The sequence below is a fragment of the Elusimicrobiota bacterium genome (assembly GCA_016706425.1).
Lineage (GTDB): Bacteria > Elusimicrobiota > Elusimicrobia > FEN-1173 > FEN-1173 > JADJJR01.
The window spans coordinates 1,272,883-1,295,997 of record JADJJR010000001.1 but is presented as its reverse complement, the minus strand read 5'-3'; the positions used below and the strand labels follow the sequence as shown (position 1 = coordinate 1,295,997).

Annotated in this window: 2 protein-coding genes (1 of these 2 only partly in view); both read right to left on the bottom strand. The window is 59.9% G+C overall.

Going from position 1 to position 23,115, the window contains the following annotated elements:
- Positions 1-362: 362 nt before the first annotated feature.
- The gene (locus IPI56_05150) at positions 363-2,018 is read right to left on the bottom strand and encodes a hypothetical protein (GenBank protein MBK7545121.1); all 1,656 of its coding nucleotides are present in this window, start codon (positions 2,016-2,018) and stop codon (positions 363-365) included.
- Positions 2,000-23,115 carry the 3' portion of a hypothetical protein gene (locus IPI56_05145; GenBank protein MBK7545120.1) on the bottom strand. The gene runs 14,485 nt beyond the window's last position, so only the last 21,116 of its 35,601 coding nucleotides appear in the window; its start codon lies off the right edge, out of view; the stop codon is at positions 2,000-2,002. The genes IPI56_05150 and IPI56_05145 overlap by 19 nt, the downstream gene beginning before the upstream one ends.

Below are 23,115 nucleotides of genomic sequence, written 5' to 3'. Positions count from 1 at the left end.
TTTTGTTTCGTAAAAAGGGCGGTCTTTTCCGTCTCGCATCAGCGGATCTGCCGCCCCGCGTCAGCGCCTCTGGCGCCCCAGGTGTCACGAGCTATGCGAGTGACCAGGTGCCGGGAGCTCTGCGACCGGCCGGTCCTCGCGTGCAACTGAATTATCCGGGCTAAGCCCCCCGCCCGTCATCCACTCCCCTCCGTCTTTTGACCGGAATCCATAAAATCTCCCCATTCCCCCCGCCAGATCCACGATGGGGAGAGCGTTGCGTTTATTCCCCGGACCGCTGTGTTCCAACCGCGTTTTACGCCCCCAAAAAAGGGGCCCCGGTCCTTGCGGACCGGGGCCCCCTGTTGCAATCCGTGGCGGGGTTAGGCGCTCTTCGCCACCGCCCGCATGTCCTTCAACACCTTCTTGATCGCGTCCACCGCGCTCCCGATCTCGATCAGCGCCCCCTTCAGGACGTTCTTCCACAGGGCTTTCTCGCCCGTCACCACACGCACCCCCAGCGTCGTCGTCCCCAGGAACCCAGGCAGCAGGGCCGTCAGTCCCGTGTAATCGATCACGGCCACTTCGCCCTTGAATTCCAGGGCCTCCTTCGCCGACTTCCGGTCCATCACCTCAAACACAGGCGCCCCGCCCTTCAGCGTCGTCGTCCGCAGGGCCTGTTTCAGCGCCCGCGGCATCCCCTTCCCGTGGTTGTCCACCACCACCAACCGCAGGGGCGAGCCCCCCTCCGTCGCCGCCCAATCCCGCGCCAACGCCTGGAACTTCCCAAGCACCGCCGTGTTCACCCGCTTGCCGTTCATCAGCTCGCTCGCCGCCACCACAGCCACCCGCGCGTCGCGCGTGCTCACCGCCGGCGCCGCCATCAATTCCTTCAGCGACGCCTCCGAATACAGCCGCTCCATCCAGTACTTCCGCGCCCCCTCGTTCTTCACACCCGACAACCGCTCCGCCAGCGCCGTCGTCAACTGGTACCCCAACCACAGCCGCGCCGCCTCCACCCCTTTCTCACCCCGCAGCGCGTCGATCTCCCGCAGGAGGCCCAACAGGCTCAATTGCCCCAGCTCACGCGGCAGCGCCGTTTGGATCCGGTATTCCACCAAAAGTTCCGACGTCCCAGCGCTCACCGCCCCCGCACGCCGCGCCAGCGTCGGCACGTGCGCCACCTCGTGCGCCAGCGCCAACACCGTCTCCTCCAGCGGCATCGCCGCCAGGTGCACCGTGAAAACCTCGCCGTCCTGCGACACGAACGCCTTCGGCGCCGTTTCCGCGCCGGCTTTCACCGCCTTCTTGTGGGCTTTGGCGTAAGCTTCCGCGGTGTAGCGGCGCACCTCCACCACCGGCCGCCGGCTCAAGGGCGCCACGCCGTCCTTCGCCTCCGCCCGCAGCATCAGCCCCAACATCCGCTCCGCCACACCGTTCAACGTTGCATCGCTCATCGGCCGGCTCGGCGTATTGATCCCCAGCGCTTTATATGTCTTCGGCGTCATCCGGATCCCGCCCAACGCCGCGATCCGCTGTTTCAACGACTTCCGCAGCCCCTCCGCGTTGGTCTCCAGACCCAATTCCGCCATCAGACTCGACAGCCGCGCGTCCACCAACAGCTCCGTCAACATCGGGTCCAGCGCCTTCAGCTCCGGCGCCAGCACGTGCATGAACGCCAGACCCCGCACCCGCAGGTCCTGCCGCAACGACAACCGCGCCCCCGCCGTCTCTTTCGCCACACGCACCGCCGACTCCACCTGCTCGATCCGCTTCTTCAATTCTTCCAAAGACAACCCCAGGGCGTCCCACGTCGACCCCTCCGGGAATACCGCCGCCATCACCAGCCCGGTCGTCATCGGCACCGCCAGTGACTCCGTCTTCCCTTCCACCGTCAATGTCCCGTCAATCTTTTCCCCATTCTGGATCGCCCGCGTCACCGCCTCGCCCACCGTCTCCGTCGTCACCGTGGTCACGCCTTCCGCCGTCACCACCCCTTGCTCGATCGTTCCCTCCGCCGTCACACGGTAACCCACCACCGGCGAGTCCCTTGGCCCGCGATCAGGTGGTACGTCGGGTCTTCCATCGTCCCCACCGCCCAATTGTGCCGCCGGTTCGTCATCGCGTCCGTCAAACTGTACACCGGCTTTTCCGGCATCGCGTTGATCACCACGTTGTGCGCGTGCACCGGCGTCACGCCCGGCTGTTCCATCATCGCCGCCGACACCGCCACACCGCCAGACACCGTTGGCTCCGCCGGCACCGCCGTCGCCGTCCGCCCTGCCACCAGCGCCACGCCGTGTTCGCCCAAGGACAGCCCTTTGACGGCCTGCGCCGCCGCCACGGCCGTTTCCGCCGCCGTCGCCGTCCCCACCGCCGCGCCCAACCCCAGCGCCGCCATCATCCGGCCCCACAGGCCGCGCTTCGCCGGCGTCACGCCGCCTCCACGCAACGTCAACACCCCGGCCTTCCCGTCCGTGCCACGCAGTTCGGCCAGCATACGCTCCGCCGTGGCTCCGCTCAAAGACGCCAAACCGTCGTTCCACGCGCGACCCGCCGCCACGTTCGACAGCGCCCGCACCGTCCCGTAGGCGAACGACACAAAGGTCGGCATCACCTGCGCCAGCGCCGCCCCGAATTCCCCCGCCCCCAAGTCCCGGTGCGCCAACTCGTGGCGCATCACGCCCAACGCCATCACGTCACGGTTCCACGCCCCGATCGGGTTCAGCCACCCCATCCAATTCGAGCCCATCAACCCGGCAAACCGCTCCCAGGTCACACGCACCCGGCCGCCCTCCACCCAGGCCGTCACACCCGCCCCCTGCGCCCGGTCCAGGGACCGCTCGCGGCCCCACTGTCCCAGGAAGTACGCCGACGACATCAACCCCGCCGCGGCCAACGGCGCCGCCCACAGCGTCAACCCCGCCAGCGCCATCCCCACAACCGCACCGCCGCCCAACCCAAAGCTCCCCACGCCCATCCACAGCTGCCCGGCTTCGCTCAACGTCGCCCGCGCCCCCGGCGCTTCCATCCGTTGCTCCTCGGTCTCCGTCGTGCCCGGCAAGCCACCCGTCGGCATCGGGGTCGGCGAACCATCGGGCGGGGTCGCCTGTATTTCATTGCCCAGATCCGGACCCAGGCCCTTTTCGTCTGGCGACAAGGCGTCCTTGGACTCCTGGCTCAGGGATCCCAACGCGGTGCTCAATCCCTCCAACGCCCCCCAAGCGTTGCGAATATTGTCTTTTGTCTCATCCAACGCGAACGTTGTGCTCAGGATCCCCGCCATGCCGAGGCATGCCCCCGCGATGTTTCCAAGTTCCCGTTGGACCAGTTCACGGGTTTCGGCATCCAGAGATTTGTCGCTCTGCTGTTGCCGTTCCCTCTCCTGAATGCGTCGGTTCAGTTCGTTGGTGACATTCGAAATCCGTTGATAGATCGGCCCAAAGCGACCACCGTCCCGAACAATCCGTGCCAATTCGTCTTTCAAATCCATAATGTGATCATTGAGTTGGACGAACGTCCATTTCGTCATGTCGGTTCCCGGCTCCGCCACGTCCGTTGCCCCCGATTGCCGCTGTTGTTGCGCGTCCGCCGCTTGCTTCGCGTCAACATCCACCGGCGCCGCCGCCAGATCGTTGGTCCGACCCGCCAAGGCCGCGTTGATAGTCGTGAGTTCCCGGTCCGAGGCGGAAAGTTCGTTGAAAACTTTCAGCGCCGGCGAGCTATCCTGTCCACGGGAAATCCCCGCCAACCGAATCATCAACTCCGCCCCCACACCGGCCTTATTCGAGGCTCGACTCAAATCTTCCAAACTCAAAGCGGAGGATTGGGTCTCCAACTTCGCCCATTCCGCGACCGCCCGACGATCCGAAGACCATCCCCATTTTGAATCCCGGTGCCAATCCCTTAACTGAGCAAGAAGGGGCAAGGAAAGCGGACTCACGATGCCGATCACAGATCCCGTCATCGCACCGATCGCCGCGCCAACCACCGGGGACACCCCCAGCATTGACCCTTTGATTTTTTCCATCCAGGGTTTATTCGACTTCCAGTTTATGGAAAATTCCTTATATGTTTCGGCGTAGGATTTAAACCCGTTCGTAAACAGCGTCGCCCGGCCTCCCACCGTCAAAATGGCCTCAAGCCGATTGGCAAACGCCGTCGGCCCTTCAAGTCGCGCGGCCCCCAAGGACGCCAACTTGTTCATGGAGGCTCGTTCGGCAAACCGCCGCCCTTGATCCCCCAAAGCGGGAACGAGCTGCGTGGCGAGCTCCGCCAGAGGAGCGAACACCCCCGCGTTCAAGCCGTTCGGGTTATCCCGCATTTCCCGCAATTGACGCACAACATCCTGCGAGAACCCTTTTTCCTCCAAAACCGCGGCCAACTTCGTCCCCGCCTTCTGGCCCAATCCAAAGAGGCCTTTGTTCGTCCCTTCCCCACCCAGATCGGCTGTGGCGCGGGCCACAGAGAGCGCTCCTTCTAGTACAGGAAGCGCCGAGAGAATCACCTGGTTGACCGTGTTGGGAATCCCAAGCGATTCCAATCGTTCCGCGTCTTTGATCGCCCAGGCCAAGTGGTTGTCCATCCGGTCCGCCGTGCGGGCCATGATTTCCAGCAACCCGCGCCGATCCGAGCCGCGCTGCGCCGCCGGCGTGTTTTGGCTCGTTTCGACCAGGTCCGGGTTCGCCACCAACATCCCGGCGAAGAGAAGCCCCGTCGCGTCCAGGTTCCGCCAGCGCAATTCGTTGGCGAACCCTTCCAACCCGGCCACAAACCCTTCATATTCCACCGAGTTCCCCCGCGCTTCCATCGGTGCGGACGCCAGTGCCGTTTTCATGGTGGCGATCAATCGAGCTTCAAAAGTCCACTGCTCACCGCGGAAATCCAACCCCATATCTTTCAACGACGTCGTCAGATCCGCCATGTGCCCCAACACGTTCCATTGGGATCCCACCGGCGTGTTGGTCCACGCGGCTTGCCACCCCTCCAACGCGGTGACAATTTGGTTCAGGGACGCCAATTGCCCCTGAGCCCCCACGGTGGAGAAGGTCTCCCGGGCAAAGAGCGCCAGTTCCGCCGCTTGACCCGAGGCCACGAGGGATTGCGATTCCCGAGCAATGGCGTCAACGACGCTTTCCCCCTCCAGCATCGGCCGGGTGGCCAGCAATTGCGTCGCGGTCCAGACCGTGTCCGCCAAACCGCCCCAATCGCCCGCCATTTCCTCGGCCAACGACCCCGCGAAATCGTGCAAGGCCGTTTCAAGCCGCGCGTTGGTAGGAATCCCCGGAACCAACCCCGACTGTTCCATCACTTTGCCCACCAAGACGGCGTTGATGAGCGAGGTCGCGTCTTTGTGGGCCGTGGTGGCCAACGTCGGCGATATCACCCGCGCGTTGACGGAGTCCTGGTATTCGTTACTGTTGATCGCCCCGGCCACGTATCTTTCGGAAGTGCCAAGAACGTGTGCGTTGAGGGCGCTTTGAGTGATGTCCGGGTTGGAGAACCGCGACATGCGGGAAGCGGTGCTCAGCCGGCCCCGACCGCTGGGGTCGCCCATTTCCTGCAACACCTCCGACACTTGGTGCGGAAGCGCCTGCGCCATGGCCTCGATCGGCTTTTCTTTGAGACCCTCTTCGACGGTAAACCGCTGATAGGCCCCCAACCGTCCGCGCGCCCAGGCGCCGCCGGCAATATGCTCAAATTTGTTGATGTATTTAATGAAAGGCCCGAACACCGGCACCGACTGCATCAACGGGCCCACAATGGGCCGGAACACCCCCACCATCCCGCCGAACGCCCACATCATGGGATCCGTGGCCGTGTTCTTGATCGTATCGGCGAGCCCCACGAAGGCCGCTTCCCATCCCTGACCGAAGGTCGGAATATTGATCAATCCACCGAAGAATTGTTTCGGCGAACCGCCGACGGCCGTGTTGATGGCTCCGCCGATCCCGTAGGCCGCGGCGTTGAACACCGTGACGTCCCGGACGGTCCGTTCCAGACCGATGAGCCCGGTCTTCAGCCCCTCCGCCACTTCACGGCCGACCCGCATGGAGTAACCGGAGATACCTCTCCAAGAACCACTTACCATTGTTTTAAAACCAATAGTAATGCCGTTTCGAATTGTATCGGCCGCTAAGAAGGCTCTTACGGGATCCATAATAACGGTGGTCCCAATGGATTTCAACCAAGACAAAGCGGCGTTTGTTCCAGTAACTTCCCCCACGCCCACCACAACCTCCCGGGCAGCAGCGACCACACCCTGCCGAACGGTGCCCGCCGCCTGGAACGCCCCCGCAGGACCGGTAATAAGCGTCGTCCGGACTCCTTGGGCCAACTCCACCGCGGTTTCTCGACTTGCGAACACCCGCCCCCCGCTCGACCCCGCCATGCCGGAGGTCATAAAGGGCCCGAAGACCAACATCGTTTGAATGGCCGTCACCGTCCCAGCGCTTAAGCCCAACCCCTGCCACAGGTTGACCCCCATCGCGCTGAACGCCATGGGCACCACGCCTTGCCAACCACTAATCCCCGTCGGATCTCCGTAAACCCCAATGTTGAGCAGGACTTTCGGTAATGTAAACTGGCCCATCCAGAAGGACGCCGTACCAAGCGCCTTGTCGGAAAGGCGGAACACCGCCGGAGCGCCGCTCGAGAACGGGTTCAAGGCCCACAAGGCGGTTTTACCGATGGCGCCGGCCACAGCCCCGGCCGTGATTTCTTTCGCCGTTGCCACCACAGCGGCCGCCACCAATTCTTGGGTGATGCCCTGGGCTTTCAGCAGGCTTTGGGACCCGGCACCAAAGAATTGCGTTAATTGCGAATAACTCCGGGCTCCGGTCAACCGCACCAAATTCGTCACGACGGCCGCGTCGGCGGTGTTTGTAAGCCCGTACCGCGCCGCGGTCTCCACACTGTTCAGGCCCAACACACGCATGGTGGAGGCGGTTCCGAACACTTTCGACCACACCATCGATTCAATTCTCGTCGTCACGAGAGACGATGTGTTGCTCACCATCGGCCCCACCCGCGGGACCAAGGAGCCCAACAACCGCTCCGCCGCCAATGTCTTCCCGAGCCCGATCAATTTCGCCGATCCGAGCAACACCGGTGCGGGGAGAATCGCCAATCCGAGGGTCAAGAACCCCGTGGCGTTGTCACCGCGAGCGAAATGTTCCCGCGCCATCCCGGCTCCGATCGCGCCGATCCAAACGTCGGTCATGCTGATGGTCATCGCCAGACGACCGGTCGTGGCGGCCCCAGCCGCCAAAGCGGTGCTGCGCAACGCCGCGGCCCCGCCCCAGCGCAACAGGACCTGGCCCGCGCCCTGAACACCCACGCGCGTAAGCACCGACCCCGCACCCCGCATCAACATCGCCCTCGCTCCGAACACAGGCACCACCTGCGCCCCGGCCGTAAACAGCGTCCACCAAGCGCTGAACGCCCCCACGTTCGGATCCCGCAACCCCAGACCCCAGAACGCCTCGTCCGCCCACTTACTATCCCCGCCAGCGTAGGACCAGAGGGAACCCCCCACGGCTTTGAAATAGTTCCCCACGCTGGAGAACACCCCGCCCACCGCATCCCCGGTCCATTGCGCGGCTTTGGTGCCCCAACCGCGGGGGTCCACCAAGTTGGTTTCATTGGCCGCCATGGACGAATCCACTTTCCCGTCTTTCAAGGAAAGCGATCCACCGAGCAGGCCTCCTGTGAATTCCGTCCCCCCCAACGTGTAAGACTCCCCACGCCCGAGACTCAATTCACGGTTGGCGGTCAACACCTTCCCATTGGCGAAAGTGACCGAGGTGATTCCGGCCAACAAGACGCCTTTCTCATCGCGCACAAACCCGGTCTCAATGGTGGCGTTCACCTTAAGGGTTTTCCCGTCGTATTCAAGTATCCTGGATTTCCCGCCGCCCAGAGATTCCGTTTCGCGCAGTTTAAGGAGTTCGCCTCCGAGGCTCATGATCGCCGCATATTCCTTGGAAATCGCCCCGCTGGCATTGCGAACAACGAGGCGATCCTGGCCTTCGGCCATGCGAACGAGCGGGGTAAAGCCTTCAAACTCCTCCCGCACCGCGACGTAAACCAACTCGCCCTTTTGCCCGTTGGGCGCCTGGCGGTTCTGTATGTGAATCACGCTAGCGATAACTTCCTTGGCTTCGTAAGCGTCTTTCCCGCTGCCCATCGTTTGACGATTCCCGATCCAATGCTTGTTGCCCGCTTTGTCCCATTCCGCCGTGATCTGTTTGCCGTCGACGCTCGCCGAGACCGATTCCCACACCCCGTTCATTTGACGGCTCGTGACTTTCATCGTGGGCCCTTCCATCGCGCCCCACAATGAGGTTGTCCGTGTCAGTCCGTTCGCCGAAGACACAACCGAGGTGAACATGCCTTCACCGTCCAAATAAAGCGCCGCCAAGCTGTCACCGGAGGTCCCGTTGTTTAGGCGATTTTGGAAGTTTTTCTGCTCCCCTTTGGACAAGTCGTAACCAGTCGGAGCGAGAACTGTCTTTTGGAATTGCACCCCATCCACCACCTCGTATTTTCCCGCGGTCCCCTTGGCCAAAACTCCCCATCCGCTTTTGTTCGACAAAGTCGTAACGCCTTTTTTGAATTCGACGTCGAAGCGGGCGAAGATCGTCAACCCGCCTTTGGCGGTTCCTTGAATGGAGACCTTATTCCCCTCGCCACCGCGGGCGATCAAACGATAGGTTTCTCCTTCGCTGTTCCGACCGACCAAAACGGCCTCCATGCCTCGTTCGCTGATGTCCAAGCGATAGGTGGACTGAGAAGACGCTCTATATTGGTCGTAAAAGCCTTCCAATGATTTGAGCCGGTCGGGAGCGCCCGCCAAAGCGGCAAATTGGGCGTCCGTCTTTTCGGATCCTTGGAACAAGACGCTGGTGGCCTTCAAGCTGTCGAGAGACCCCTCGATACTGCGTGTGCCGTCCGCGTGGAACGTGATGGACTGTCCCACCGAAGTGCCGTTGATTTCCCAGTTCGCCGTCCCCACCATGATTTTCGAATCCGGGGCTTTGAAGTAGTATTGTTCCACCTGCCAGGTTTCCCCCAATTTCTCCGCCGGAACCACCAACGCACTGATCTTGGCTGTTTCTCCAGGCACGACCGTGAAGAACTCCCCACGGGCGTCTTTGTGACCCACCAAGTTCACGCTCGCTCGGACCCACCCCGGCATACCGCCCACACCGCCCGCGCCCTCCTGGTTATTAAGCCGGATGTCGCCCGACACCGACACCTCCACCCGCGCTCGCACATTGCCAATCCCGTCCCATTCCAACCCCAAAACCTGAGCGTTGGGGTTTTCGGATTTGTAAGTTTTTGTTTTGTCGAAAGCGTCCGCGAGGACGGCGTAAGTGGTGATAGGATTCGTTTTAAGGTCCTGGACAAACCGGATTTCTTGACCGGAGAACACCACCGCATAGGCCTTCCCAGACATGGTGTAAGTCCCAGTCCCCACATAGCCGGACACCTGCCACGTTCCATTGACCTGGTTCAAGACCATCCCGGACAACGACGCGTCGGAGATCCGCCCCAGTTGTTTGACTTCCATGGTCTCAAACGAAAGACGAATCGTATCCTTACCGTCCGAAACGCCCGTCAACACCGTTTCCTTGAACTCCATCCCCAGGGGAACGAAAATGGCGTCCTTGGCTTTCAGAGTCGTCGCCAGATAGGTCGCGGTGTAGGCGCCTTTCGCCGCATCGAAGTTGTACGAGCCCACCACTTTCGACCCGGAAAGGAGTTGGCCTTTGACGTCCACGGTCCCCACAAACCCCTTCTTACCGTCCAACACGAAACCGATCGATTCCACCGTCCGCCCGGCCCCGCGTTCACCGGAAACGCTGATCGGGACGATGGCCCGGGTGACCAGGGTCTGACCACTGGCCATCTCCACACGTTGGGCTTGCCCGGAGCCCAACGCAACCTGGCGAATCCCCCCCTGGGAGTTCGGGAGAGTCAAGGTCATGCCCGCCGGCGCCGTCATCAAATTTCCCAGCGTGCGAACCGTCGAAGTGACGTCCATCCGCCGAAAGCGGAACCCGTCCTTGTTCATCGTCAAATAATCTCCAACCGTCCGCCGCATTTCGACTATATTAAGCTCCGCGTTGATGACCTGGTATGTCTGGGATTGGTAGCTGCCTTTAACGTAAAGTCGTCCGCCCTGGCCGACGGTCGTCAGTTCGATGGATCGCTTCGCCCCCAGCATCAAAAGCCGCGTGCCGCGCTCGGCATGCACTTCACCGGATTTGACCGTGAGGCTTACTTTGCCCGACAGGGAAATGAACGTGGCCCCTAAACCTCGCGCCAAGGCTTTGAACTCCGCGTCGACCTTGCCCGACGGTACCGCCACCAGCCCCGCCACAGTGCGCTGCAACGACCCGTTACTAACCAATTGATCCCCGCGAACAGCCATCATGACGCCGTCCCTATCCGCATACCCCTTCACTTGGCCACCCGCGCTGACAGAACCACTTCCCAACACTTCTCCTTTCCCGTTGTAAATGACCGCTCTCGTCTCTTTTCCTTTCACCCCAAACCCAACCGAATCGGCCAAAAGGCCCAGATTCGACATCAAGATCCGGTCCTCGGCTTCCACTTTTGTCGGCATGGCGTCGATTAAAAGGGCCACGAGCGTTTCTTTCCCGACCTGGGTCACGTTTTTGTGTATCAAAGTGGACCAACGCCCCCCGTCTTTGGTGAGGACTTCCGCCCGCCAGGATCCCCCAACGCGATTCATAAACGCCACGTCCACCACATCCTTAACGGTAACCCGGAAAACAGTCAAAGAGTCATGCAGTCCGTCCGCCCCGCGAAGGCTGGAATACCCCTTTCCGACGCCAGCGCCGTCCACAGTGAGATCAATATCGACCCGCCGCCCCTGGTCGTCCTGACCGATCACAGCGAACCGTCCGTCACCCAGAGACATGATCCGATCCAGGCGAACCACGTTGCGCGAAACCATTTGACTGTTTAAGGCATGGACAACGGGCTTATCGGCTCCCATGCCATTCAATTCAACGATTCTTGTCCCATCCAGAATGGCGCGGACATTGGTCTCCAAGGCTTTCCCAACAACCCCTTCGAACATGGCTGTGTACCCGTTGACCGTGGTGCCCGTGATCATAAGAACTCGTTCGTCCGCGGGCCCGTCTTTCAACACCCGGACTGCCAGATTGGAAGTGATCCCCAGCTTATCGGCCTGATTGTTGACCGCAGTCAGTGTCGCCGCGGACTGCACGGTCCCATTAACGCTCATCGCCGACACCCGCTGACCGTTCGTGATGTAAATGAGATTCGCGGTGGCCGACTTCCAGTCCCGGACGACCACCCGCTCACTGTCTCCCTGCCGCCCCTCCGCGGAGTAAACCAATCCACCTTCCACCGATCCCACGGAGAACATAAGTCCGGCTTGTCCGGCCCCGATTCGTTCCGCTTGGTTCCGAATCGCCGCAATTTCCCCCATGACCGATGTAATCCCTTCGGTCGTCAAGAACGTTTTGGCCGACAAATCGCCCTGCATCTTAATGGAGGTCAACCCCTGACCGCTAACGATGTGCAGGGATTCGCCCGTATCGCGAGCGACCGCTTCCGCCGGCAAATCACCCCGCAGCAACGTCAGCCGATTGGCCACAGCGGTGACGCCCGACGTCTCCAACCGCCCCAAATATTCCACCGCCAGGTGCGCTGTTTTGGTTCCGTCCGTCAATTCCAACGTGACGCTGCCCTGGTCGGACATATTCAACAAGCGTCCGTTCGAAACCATCACTTCGGCCCCGTTGGAGAGCGTGTGATGCATGAAGGTCACGGTCACTCCCGCGGCCACAGACAGCTTCGCCCCGTTACCGTTGAGCACCGCTTGGCCGTCAACGAACTCCACCAAGCCTTGGACGACGTATTTTTTGCTGGTCTCATTTAAGAAAGTGGCCTGGGTCGACACCGTGTGCTCTTTGCCGGAGTCCCTCGAAGCCGCTTTGTACACCGACAGAGACTCGGAGTAAATGTGAGCTCGGCCCACCATTTGCACTTGGCCGGACGGGTGGATGAGGAACTCGGCCTGCGGCGCCCCCGACACGCTTCCTCGCAGGATCGCCTCTTCTTTGCTTCCATCCCGCCCGACAAATTGAACCCGGATGTCGGATTTACCGGCGGTCCATTTTCCATCTTCCTGGACAAACAGGAACACGTCCCCGGACACCTTGGGCGAGATCACCATGGCCTGGTCATTGCCGGTCTGGATATGCAGTTCACCGGTGACCTTGGCCGACACGCCGGCTTCCCATTGAAGCGTGATGAAGAAGTCCGTCGTGACGATCATGGTTTCCCGGCCAGTGGGAGCGATAACGGTCAAAGGCCCCATTTCATAACCGCTTTCGATTTCAATCCCAACCAGGATTTTGCCGTCCGTTCCTTGCTTGACGGTTCGAATCGGCGCCCAGTCTTTCCCGAACAACACTTTCCCACCGATTATTTTGGTCCTATCCAGTTCAATGGAAAGCGCATTCCCATTCCCGTCCCGGACCCCATTGACCGCGCCCCACCCCCAGTTGCTGTTCTGATCGATCAGAGTCCAGGATTGCGCCAGATAAACAGACTCGTCGTTCTCAGTTTGGATTTGCATCAACCGTTGCGACGTAGCGTTGACGCCCCGAATTTCCCCCGTCCAAAGATTCATATTCATGGCGCCCGAGTACGCGTATTTTTCGTCACCGGGCAACCGATAAAAAGCCCCTTCCACCCGGACCGCGACCACATGATATTCCCCATCGTTGTCGCGATAAATCTCGCTCGGGGACACCTTGAGATTCTCGCCTTTCAGATAATCCGACGGGGACAATTGCCCTTCCAAGACAGAAAGAACGATCAATTCCCCCGCGAAACGCCCCTCGGCCAATCGCATTTTGAATTGTCGGTTGTCAATTTTCACTTCCATGATGCGGCCAACGGTCGACAGCTCATCGGCCGACAACACCGGTAGTATTTCCGCCCCCACGCCGCTCTTGTTCATGCGGGCGGCGAAGGTGTACCCGCCGTCCCTTTCTTCAAGGCCCATGGCTTTGAATTGGGCCAATTGCGTCGAAGACAGCCCATTGGCCTTCACCGTCATGGTGAGACTGATGTTCAGCCCCCCCGCCGATTGTTCCGCGCGCAGGTTGAGATTTTCGGCCTTATTGAGCAGATCGCGTTGGATCATAGTGTCCAAGAGATCCACCAATTTCTTGGGGAGTTTCGTTTCATCCAATTCTTTGTTCTTGATTTTGGCGTTCAGCTCTTGGCTTTGCTCTTGGGTCAGCGTCATTTGCACGGCGCCGACGGCCTGAACGCCGCCTTTTTCCAAACCGAGGGTGGCGCTCACCTTGATGCCGCCACCATCAATGCTCCGCAAGGCGCCCAATCCACCGGCGGCGGAATCGGTCAACATTCCCAGGTCCGCCCCCGATATAGAAAGCTGCTCCCCGCCTTGAACTTGATAAATCGCTTCCCCGCTCGCCCCCAAAGCCAACGCCCATTGCATCTCCACGCTTCCTTTCACACCCGTGAAAGCGGAGGCAAAGGCGGCGGCCATGGCGTTCCCGTTCTCCCCCAGGGCGGCCGTTGTTCTCTTCAGAGCTTCCTGCCCGGTCAAGCCCTCGAAGGCGCTGGCCTTGCCCACCACGAAAGCGCCTTTTTCGCTGATGCGGAATTCGACCCGGTCGCCCGAGCCGTAGCCCAAAGCCCCGGCCATTGATTTGATGGTGGCGTTCTTGAGCGCATCGAAAGACTGAGAGAACTCGACGTTGACGCCGTCTTCCCAAATGACGAATTTGCTGACCTGCGCCCCCACCAAGTCCGACTTCAAGGCGTTCACAACACCTTCAATTTTCGCCCAGGCCTCTTTATTGCCCATCACATCCACAAACGCCGACTGAAGGGCTTTGGTGAATTTACCGACGTTTTCAGCGGTGATATTGGCGAACGCGCGGGTTACGTCCAACCCCATCTTCCCTGTGTCGAGGTCAAAAATGACCCGGAGCATGTCGTTCTGCAAGCCCACCGTGTCGACGAATTTTGCGAATTTCGGGTCTTTGATACCCGACCCGAGCATATCGACCATTAACAGATTTTTGCCGTTTGCAAAACCAGCGTAAACATCGCGGACCTTGGTCAAATCAATCTTGCTCAACTGATCCGGCGAAAGCAGCATCAACGTCGCCCGCTCTTTGGACGAAAGTTCCGGATTCTGAACTGTCAGAATGGCCAGCCGACTGGCGGCCAGGGTGTCGATGTTGCCCAACCACGACGACCCCATCAAATCCGTTGTCAGACCCAAGAGGCCGGCCAAATCGGGCCCACTTTTCAGCAACATATCGCCAAAATTGCTGACCCGGGGCCCCGTTTCCGTTTGGAGAAACATTTTTTCATCGCCGCTTTTTAAAACATTGCCGAGAGCGGTGGCGATGTTCGCGCTATTGCCTTGACCGCTGTAATCCGCCATCACCTGCATTTGTCCTTCCTGGCTAAGCGATTCCCAGAGACCTTTAATCGTGGGCAAAGTCAAAAACGATTGAACATCATCTTTGGCATCGCGGACTTGTTGCAACTTTTCCTGATATTCCTGCCGAGCTCCGTCGTAAACTTTGATACCGAGGTATCGCCCCAAACCCTCGCCGGCCTCGTAGATCGCGTTGGTCATCATTTGTCCCACCGCGGTCAGATTGGATTTGCCATTCCCCGAGGGGGTGGCCATCAAATAACCGTATTTCTTCTGCATAACCTGGTTCAATTTGCTGGCCAAGGAGTTGGCAAAACCCGCCAACACGCCCTTTCCATAGGCGTCGGGGTCGGAACTTTCTCCAAAACTGGAGGTAATGAACGATGATACGAAGGCCGTAAGCCACCCGTATTTTTCCCCCAATATTTTTGAAACCACGGCGCTGACGGCCACCCGCTTGGCGGCGCTCATCAACGAATCGGTCCAATTTGTATTGGCCCCTCCGGTGAGCCCCGCCGTGACGGCTGACGTCACGAGGCTCGACAAGAACCCCAAATTGGGGTTCAAATCGTGGAACAATTCATTAACGATCAAGCCCACGCTCCGAACCGCAAGTTCCTTGAGCATAAATTGGGCCAGCCCTTGCATTGTTTTATCCGCGATCCCTTGAGTCAAATAATTCACAGCGTTTGATAAAACGCTGTCTTTGGCCACGGTTCCAGTGGCGCCTCCGCCAGCCGAGGAAAGAGCGCCGGTGGCCATAAAGTAGGCGGAAACCGCCGCGATGGCCCCTTGTATCAAAGCGAATTCAAGGTTGCCGGTCATCATGTAGGCCACGGCAAAATTCAAAACAAACACCGCCCCCACAAAGGCCACCAACCCGACAGTCCCCATGGTCCCCATGGCGGCGGCAAACCCCGATGTGGCCAGTGTCTCCAAAAAAGTGGACATGACGGAAGAGAAGGTGGTCATGGCACCACTCATGGCGGCAACCACAGCGGCGGCGATCACGACCGCAATAACGATAATAACCACCGCGATAATGATCCCAAGGAACCCGCCCGCGGAACCTCCACCGCCGCTGACCTTGGTGTCTTCCCACACCTTGTTTTCATTCCGTTTGGTCAGCTGATTGTTCCCGTCGTAATCAAACGTGACGGTCCGCAAACCATCGGTGGTTTGCGAGCCGCCTTTGCCAACGGGCGGCTGGAAGCTGTGGTACCGTTCGGTTTGCGAGAGGACGTTGCCGTATTCGTTGTAAACGATGTTGGAGGTTTGGGTCCACCCGTGGGACCCGTCAGAATTGCTGTAGGAGCTGAAGGTGGCCCCCGCCCGTCCGAATTGGTCGAACTGGGAGTTTGAGGTGCTCCCCGACGTGGTCATGTTTTGAACAATTGTTTTTGATCCCCGTTTTCCACTCTTCACCTGAGTGGTCGAAGGAGAAGTCTTGACGTAAGAGCTCGACGTCAACCGGCCGTAACTGTCGTACTGCATATTATATTGAGTGTAAGAAAACCCGAAACTACTGCTGTAGCCTTCGTAGCGTGACAACTGGCTATTGCTCGCGGAATGAACGGTTCCCGAGATGCTCTGATAACTCAGCTGACCATCCGCGTCATAATTCTTAACCACCGTCACCGTGGCGGAACCGTACTGCCAGCCATCGGAACCATCAGTGAGACCGCCCAGCAGACCGTAATGCGAACCCGACCAACTCACCGTCATGTGCCGGCCGATTTCCCGACCTTTGCTGTCGTGACGCATCCAGTGGACCGTCACATAAGCGGCGGCGCCACCGTTTTGGGACACGGATCCGTTGTAGGAATACACCCGCCCCGCCCCGTCGTAAACAACGTTGTTGCGGGTGTTGACGCTGTACCCGTTGCCCTCGTTCCAGCGGGTTTCCGTATCGCTGAGAACGCGGCCTTTTCCGTCGACGGAATGGATCACCTGATCCGTGGCGAAGCGGCCGTGGCCGTCCCGGTAACCCCTCTCAAAATGGAGCACCACGTGGCCGTTGGAATTTTTCACGTCCCAGGAAACGGTCCACTGGAATTGATTGTTCACCACACCGACGACATATTCGCCCTCGATGTTCGTTCCTAGCGGTTTGGCGTTAACGTTAATCCCTCCCAAAGCCCCGGACATCGAAGGCATGGGGAGACGGCCATCCCGGATGGCCTGTTGCACAAATCCTTTGGCGAGATCGTAGGTCCGGGTGTTGTGGGACTTCCCGCTGACGGTTCCGAAGACGTGGGTCCCGATCTTGTTGCCTTTGTCGTCGAAGATAGAGCGATTGACATAGTAACTGTACTTCCCGCTTTGGGTGCCGATGGTCAACGTTCCGTCGTTTCGCTTTTCAACGCCGATTTGGGTCCAGCCGGCCAACCCCGCTTCGGAGTAGGGCAAGTTCAGCGCCCCGGCGGAGATGTAGCGCTGGACGGATTCCTTGGAAAGATCGTAAGTGGAAAAGTGGTCCGCGTAGGTAACCAACCGCTCGACTGTGGCGCCGTGTTCCACCACCGTCTCGGTGGGGAACGTGAGGCCGTCCACCCGTTGGCCCATGATTTCGCCCGTGGACGGGTCGATGATATCGAAGACCACCCGGGCGACGCGGTCCCCGCCCTGGATGCCCATATTCAACCGTCCCGAATTCCAGTCAAGCTGGCCGATTTCGGGGGCGTTGGGGCCGAACCGGGGCAACACACCCGAGGCGATGGCGGATTGGACGGAAGCGTGCGTCAGTTTGTAGGAGACGTAGCTGTCGGTGCGGACATTCTCCCCGGAACCCGAAATGCCCCGAATATATTCACCGACGACATCGCCGCCGCTCCGCACGTTCTGTGTCTCTCGGAGATAAAATTCCCCCGTGGCGGTCCTGCCCATTTGCAATTTGCCCGTGGTGGTGTCCACCGTGCCGAAAGGGAGGCTGTTTTTGTTGGAGCCGCCGTAACGGGACCACTGCTGCTCGGCCGAACCTTGGTACTTGTCGTACCGGAAGATTTGGGAGGTGCTGGCGTTAAACCCCCCGCTGCGGGCGGCGCCCGCGTTGGTCACCACCCACGTCGTTTCCCCGCCGCCGACCAAACCCCACCATGTTTTCGTATAGGCCGTGCCCATGTGGCCCGTTTGCGGGGCGTAGCGCGCTTGCGACGCGGCCCAACCCTGTTTGTCGGTCCCGAAACAACCCCAGCCGAATTCACCGTACCCGAAGTAAAAGCCCTTGTATTCCCCCACCATGCCATAGAAACCCGAGTAAGTCGGCTCCTGATTCCAGGAATTCCAATAAGTAAAGTAGTCGTATTCCCCCCCCCAAGATAACCCCGCGGTCTGAACCAACTGGGGCTCCGCCATGGCCGAATTGACCGCTTGGTCAACGGTGTAAGGGGAACTATCTTCAATCCACCCATAACCTCCATTCCATTCACTCTCCCACCCACCCCCCACCCACCCATAGTAGCCACTCCGCCCACCCGTGGCTTGCTCATCAGCCGCGGCCTGGTTCGCCGATCGGGAGAACCGGCCGATGGTGCTTTGGGAATTACTGGCGATGGCGGACTCAAACAGATTGATAACCGCCGCCCGCTCTCCGGCCGTCATTTTCCCGTAATCAAGTTCCATCTGACGGGAGAACCCCGAACCTTTCACGTCCCAAGAGATCCCAAACGACCCGATTGGCTGGCCCCCGTCATTTCGGACAACGTCAAAGGAAGCGGCCATGACCGCCTCTCGGCCGCCGTCCAACCCGATGGTGATGGTGCCGCTGTTGGTGGCCACGTGGGCGCCCGCGGAGTTCAAAACCTGGGAGGCATTAACGGAGATTCCGTCTCCGGTTCCCAAAACCGTCACTTCGTTCAGCTGAGCCCAAATGTTGTTGGCCCCAAAGACATTGGCCAAGGCCGGCGGGAGGACCCCTTCGAACCGCATGAACTGGTTGAAGCCTTTTTTCTCCTTGTCCCACCCGATGGAGAACTCGCCGATTTTCTTGCCACTTTGGATGATGTCCGCGTTGATTTGGAAAATGCGGTCGCCGGCGCTGGTGGTGCCGATGGTGACTTTGGAGCGGGAAAAATCAAAAACCGCGCCCCGCATGGCCGCCGCCAGTTGCCCCGCTTTGGCATCGGGCAAGTTCATGGCGGAGACCACCCCGTCCGGGTTCGCCGAGAGGGGGTTGTAGCCAAGCAGAGTCTGGATCGCGTTCAACATCGCCCCGCGTTCCAAATCGCCCGACCAGTAGGTGTTGAGGGTTTTGTCCTCGCCGTCCCAATTGATGCCCAAGCGACCCATGGAACGACCTTGGGCGTCCCGGTAGGCCACATCCACATTGACGACGGCCTTGCCGTCCGCGCCCAATCCGACCGTGACGGTGCCGTCGTTCAAATCGAGGCTCCCGCCTTGGAGGAAGGAGAAAAGGGCCGAATTGTAGGAAGCCAAAGCTCGTCCCAGGATGGCCCCGGCGCTGTAATTGCCGGTAAACAACCCGGCGATTTCCCGGGCTTGAATGGAGGCGGTGGTTGAAAACCCGCCTTTTTCCGCATCCCAATTCATTTGAATGTGTCCGCGCACCCGCCCATTGGACCCCAAGACAGCGATCGACACATTGAACATGGGCTGGCCATTGCCGCTGGTGCCGAAGGTTAAGCTGGAGTGGTTCCAGCTGATTTTCCCGCCCGTCATAAAGGCGCCCAACACCGCGTTGACGATTTCGCGGGTTTGAGCGTCGCCGATATCGGCCAAAACCTTTGCCTTGAGCTGGGCGATAAAAGCAGGGTTTTCCAGGTTTGCTTTCAACTGGGCCGCGTTGGTCACGCCCGTCAGGCCCAGGATCTTGGCCAATCCGGCCGCCACCATGTTCATGACCCGCTTGGTCGACAGTTCGGGGGAGACCCCGCGGGACAGAAGGCCCGTGCTGGACTCCACATAGGCCACGTGACGGCCGATGATCAACCCGTCCCGTCCCTCCACGGCCAAGCTGATGTCCACCGTGGGCCGGCCGTCGCCGTCATTGCCAAAAGACAGGCGGCTCTCATCCCAATTGATGTGCCCTTCCGCCATAGCGTCAAAGAACGCTCCGCCAAAAACCGCGCGCAATGTTTGCCGGCCTTGGCCGGGGACTTCGATGGTGGCGCTTTGCAACCGCTGTCGGACGGCGGGGTCTTTCAATTTATTTTCAAGTTCGGCGGCCGAAGAAGCCGAACCAACGCCCAAGAGCCGGGCCATGCCGTTCGCCAGAGCGTTCCGAACAGTCAGGTTTTGGAGGTTCGGTGTGACGCCGGAAGTGAATTTGCGCGTTTTCGTGTCAACGCCCGCCGAGTGGTAGGCGATCAAGTCCCCGTTGGCGCTTCGAACCGCCAGAGCGATGCTGACGTTGACATCCCCGGAAGCGTTGAATCCAAAACTCAAGCTGCTGGCGTCCCAATCCAGTCGCCCTTGGGCGATAGCGTCAAAGGCGCCCTGCCCAAACAACTCGCGGAACGAAACGCTTTGCTCGCCGATCGTGATTTTAGCGTTGGCCAATTCATTCAGGCGGCCCGCTGCCTTCAACGCCGCATCCAGCTCCGCGGGAGAGCGAACCGTTCCCAACCCGAAAACCGCGGCCAGGCCGGGAACGACCAGGGCGACCACTTGTTCGTTTTTGAGGTTGGGCGAAATGGCCACCGACAACCGACCCGTGGACGCGTCAAGGGAACCCGTCATATGCCCCAGAAGGGCCCCGCCGGTGTCGCGAAGAGCCAACGAGAAGTCGGCGACCGCGTCGTTCTTTCCGTTGAACCCGATGGACATATTGCTTTCCGCCCAATCCAAGCGGCCGTTCTTCACCGCGTTAAAGAATTCGTCCCCGAACACACCGCTCAAAGTCCGCTCCATTCCGTCTTCGCCGACCACCTTGGCCGAGCCGATGCGGTTGATGAACGCGGGGTTTTGGCGAAGGTTTTGTTCCAGGGAAGCGGCGTCCGTGATATTGGAAAGCCCCAAAATCCGCCCCAACACGGGGGCGATGGCGTTCCGCACGGCCAGGTGTTTCAATTCCGGGGACAAGCGACGCTCATAGGAGCGATCCTTGGCTTCAAAAGCCCCACTGAAGTGCGCGAGCGCTTTCCGGCTCGAATCCACAATCGTGAAACTCGTCCGGGCGAAGAAATTCCCCGCCAACGAACCAAGGGACAATTGAGCCGCGGCCAGATTGACTTGCCCCTCCGCCAGCAAGCTAAAGAAGCGTTCCCCACCGACAAAGTCAAAGAGCGTCGTTTCCCCGCCATCGAAAACGATCGGCGTGGTTTTGAACCGCGCACGCACACCGGGATCCGTCAACAGGGCGACGCGCAGCTCCTCCATGGAGCGAACAGCCGGGAATCCCATCAAAGCGGCGATCAAAGGCATATAAAGCGCCGCAATGCGCGGGTTGGCCAAGTTCGGAGTGACCGTGTATTCCATCGCCCCGCCGTTTTTCGCGGTGTAATTGGCGCCCAACTGGCCGAAGGTGTGGCCGTGCTCGTCTTTCAAGCGCATTTGGACGGCAAACACCGAGGCGTTGTCCGTGCCCCGCCCCAAACTCATACCACCGCTGCGAAGACTGACGTAGGAATTCCTCACAGCCGCCATAGCCTCCGGCGCCACTTGGGCGAGAGGCTTCATTTCACTGTCCTGGGCTTCGCCGTCGCCGTTGTCGTCCTTCCAAAGCGACGCGTTGGCGAGGCTCGTCTCTTTCACGTAGGCCCCAAAGGAGCTCAAATCTTTGATGTTCGCCGGCAGACCCAAGCTGGCCACGCCCGCGATCTTGGCCAGCAACTGGCGACCGGAAGCGCTGGAGAGTAGATTAAAGACCGCGGTGCCCAGCCCGGTCGCGAAACTCACCCAAAGGCTTTTCACCATCCCGCTGTCTTGGGCGGCGGAGATTCCTCGGGCAAAGGCCATGCCATTTGTCCGATCCAGGGCACCGATCATGTTCACGGCGGCTGAAATGCCGCTGGTCCGGTTCTCCTGTCCCGCGCCAAGGGTCACGCGGAAAACCGACACATTGCCTTCCATGACGGCGATATCGAACTGGACCGGTTGGTTTTCTTCTTTGGATCCAATAAGAATCATGCCCGTGCCGGTTTCGTGGTCGAACCCCGGCAAATGGAAGGAAACGCCGGTAAGGGTCCCCTCGCTCATGCGCGCCGCCGCCCAAACGGCGAAGGCATCGGCGCTGGTGGTGGGCGCCGCGTTAATGAGCGAAACGCCCTGATTAAGCGTCGTCGTATCGGACAGCGACAGGCTGACAACGGGCTTGTTGTCGCGCAATTCGGTCAAGGTGGTTTTAGAGCCGCCTTGACCGTCCGCGCTCACGGTCAGCGTCATGCCGTTGCCGCCTTTTTTCTCTTCCGTGCCGTCCCCGAAATCGAACCCCGCCATGTACATGGTCGCGGTTTGGAACCACGGGTTTTCCCGTTTGGACAATTCCATGCCGAGACTGCGGAAGAGGTCGCCGTTCTTGGAACGCATCGCGTCCACCAAACGCATCCCGTCCCCAATGTCCTCCGGCACAATCACCGAGCTGAGCGAATTGCCCGCGGCGCTGCTCCCCAACTCCAAACCGATGGAGATGGACCCCACCACTTGGGTGCTGGTGTCCTCGTCGCTGGCCTTTAAAAGACCCGTGCCCGGTCGTTGGACCCCCTCGAAGTATTGGAGGCCGATCAGCAATTTTCCGGTGTCGCTCAAATCCAGACTGGTCACCCACCCGCCCGAAACCGTCGCCAGGTTGTTGATGGCGTTGACCGCCGCGTTGTCGAGGTATATCCCTTCGACGCGAGCGCCGTAATCCAACGCCCCGTTGTGAACCCAATAATCGGTAATGGGTCGGTTTTGATCATCCAACGCCTCGGACCAGAAGTGGCTCCAGGTGTCCGTGGGAAGGTACCGGGACATGTTTTCCTCGGTGCGGTTGCTGCTGGTCAACCGGGCGTTCAAATCGTAGGTGTTCACCTCCAGCGTGTGACTGCCCCAAACCGTTCCACCGCTTGATCCGCTTTCGGAATGGAAGATATCACCGTCCTCCTGGATGAGCGTGGACGAGGAATGGGTGTAGGTGTTGGTTTGCCCCGATGTGGACGAGACCGAACGCAACGATTTGGCCGAACCGCTGAAAATTCCGAACCACGTTTCGGTGGAACCGCTCCCCGACACCGTCACGGTGGTGGTTGAACTTTGACTGACCGTGACGTCCTGCGTCAAATTCTTTTCTTCAGGGTTGTCGACTTTTCCATCTTTGTCGTTATCGATCCCATCGCTCCCAGCGCTCATCTCCCGTTCCCCGGGATCGTCAACTTTCCCATCCCCGTTGTCGTCTTTGCCGTTCGTGGCGTTGTTGGTGGTCAAAGACATCTTTACCGTATGGGAACTGCTGGTGGTCTTCTCCCCGCCGCCGTAAATCCGGATCGTGCCCGTGGCGTGGGCGCCGATCAAATGCCCGTCACTGTTGTATCGGTAAAGGGTGGTCACAACACTGTTGACGTGCGTGGTCACAAACCCCTGTGTTTTGGTCGACGTGGTATTCACGACTGAACTGGTGATCAAAGCCCGTCCCTCAAACATGGCGTAGGTTTGTGTGATCGTGCCTTCATAATCCTCGCCGCTGGTGGTTCCGCGACCGGCGGCGC